The 2024-nt window shown below is 79.9% G+C and carries 1 protein-coding gene and 1 pseudogene; both read right to left on the reverse strand.

Annotated features, from left to right (window positions below; all coding sequences use genetic code 11):
* Positions 1–117: 117 nt before the first annotated feature.
* Positions 118–1707 carry a DUF5691 domain-containing protein gene (locus AB0O00_RS37170; RefSeq protein WP_363659115.1) on the reverse strand — a complete coding sequence of 530 codons (1590 nt, stop codon included), beginning with the start codon at positions 1705–1707 and terminating at the stop codon, positions 118–120.
* A 9-nt stretch (positions 1708–1716) separates the two neighbouring features.
* Positions 1717–2024, reverse strand: a pseudogene (locus tag AB0O00_RS37175) (SWIM zinc finger family protein); the annotation flags it as partial.

Below are 2024 nucleotides of genomic sequence, written 5' to 3' on the forward strand. Positions count from 1 at the left end.
CGCCCGGGCAGGGCGGCGCGGGGGTCGCGGCCACCCACCGCGCGGCGGGCGGTTCTGCCGCTCACGGGGGCGCGGCCCGCCCGGGGCCGGGGCGCCCCGCTCACCGGTTTCCGGGGCTCAGTCGTCGAGCTCGGCGAGCATCGCCTCCCGGAAGCGGAGCGTCCCGGCGAGGCGGGCGAAGGTCTCGGACCACGCCGAGTCCGGCGCGGCCCCGGCGGCCAGCTCCTCGACGGCGCCCGCCGTCTCCGGGGCCAGCGCGCGCTCCGTCATCCCGAGCACGCCGCTGTGGCTCCACGGGTACGCGCCGGACGCGGCGGCCCGGGACAGCGCGGTGACCACCGAGGTCGACAGCGGCGGCGTCCACGGCGTGGTGCACGCGCCGAGCAGCTGGAACGCCTCGCCCAGGCCGTGCACCTCGATGAACGCGGCCGTCCAGGCGGCCCGTTCGGCGGGCGGCAGGACGGACAGCAGCTTGGCGGGCGCGCCGGTGGCCCGCGGCGCCCGCGCCCGGCCGGCGCCGCGGACGGGCGGGACGGGCGCCGGGCCGAGCAGCGCGCGGGCCCAGTCGGCGTCGTGCTGGCGGACGGCGGCGCGCGCCCAGGCCTCGCGCAGGTCGTCGGCCCAGCTGCTGCTCGTCTCGTCGATGCTGTCGCCGACCCGCAGGGCGAGCAGCTGCTCGGGCGTCAGGCCCGTCGTCTCCGGCCAGGTAGCGAGCGGCGCCGCCGCGACCACCTCGCCGAACCACCAGGCCCGTTCGCCGCGCCCGGTCGGGGACTTGGGGGCTATGCCGTCGCGCTGCATGTCCGCGTCGCACTCGGCGGGCGGGGTGACCAGCAGGTGCGTCCCCGGCTCGGCGAGCCGGACGGCGGCGGTGGCGCGGACGGCCATCCGGCGGGCGAGCGCGGAGCCGGGGAGCGTGGAGAGCAGCTCGGCGGCCGTCGCCCGGACGTTCTTGCTGCGGTCGCCGAGGGCGGCCTCCAGGAACGGCTCGTCCTCGGCGGAGAGGCCGTCCTGGAGGGCGTCCAGGAAGAGCAGCCGGTCCTCGGCGCGCTCGGTCGGCCAGGTGCTCCGCAGCAGGGCGAGGCCGGCCGCCGGGTCGCGGCGGCGCAGCATCGTGAGGTGGGTGACGCGCTCGGCGAACAGGCCCTCGTGCCACAGGCGGTCGTCCGCGGGCTGCGGCGGGGCGCCGGGCGCGGTGGTGCGCAGGACGTAGCGCCAGTCCGGGTTCCGCACGGCCAGCCAGCGGCCGAGCGGGCCGGCCAGGGCGACGCCGTCCACGCGCAGTTCGCTGCGGGCGCGGGCGGCGTCGAGCAGGGCGGGCACCAGGGCGGCGGGCGGGCGCAGTCCGCGGTCGCGGGCGGCGGCGAGCCACTGCGGCAGCAGCTCGGTGAGGTTGGCGAGGGTGCCGGCGCCGCCGGTGGCGCGGCCGGCGAGCAGGACGGCGAGCCGCCGGGCCGCCGCCGGGGGCAGCTCGGGCCGGCCGTCCTCCGGGGCGGGCGGGCCCGGCGGTTCGACGGCCGGGACGGGCAGGGCGCCCGCGCGGCGCCGGACGGTGGCGAGTGCGGCGAGCTCCAGCAGGGCGGTGGCCGGGTCGTCCCGGTCCACGGACCCGGCGAGGGGCAGGGCGGTGTCCGGGAGCGGACGGCGGTCGGTGCCGAGGAGGGCGGTGGTGTGGAGGGTCTCCCAATGGTCCTGGGTGGTCGTCATGTTCTGCTCCTAGACGGTGGTCAGGCCTATGGGGCGCTCGCCGCCGGGCCAGGCGGTGACCGGGGCGAAGCCCTGGTGGCCGTACTCGCCGAAGACGGTGAGCGGGCGGCCGGTGGACGCGGCGGCCAGCCGCCACAGGGCGGCCTCCGGGACGGCCGAGGGGCGGACGGGGACGGTGTGGTGGCCGTCCGTCAGGCGCCAGCCGTCCGGGGTGAGGACCGGGACGACGCCGGTGAGGACGGTGGGCCAGGCGTCCAGCCACGGGTCGTCGGCGACGGCGGTGCCGTAGCCGGCCACCGCCTCGGCGACGGACAGGC

The organism is Kitasatospora sp. NPDC093558, assembly GCF_040683475.1.
Lineage (GTDB): Bacteria > Actinomycetota > Actinomycetes > Streptomycetales > Streptomycetaceae > Kitasatospora.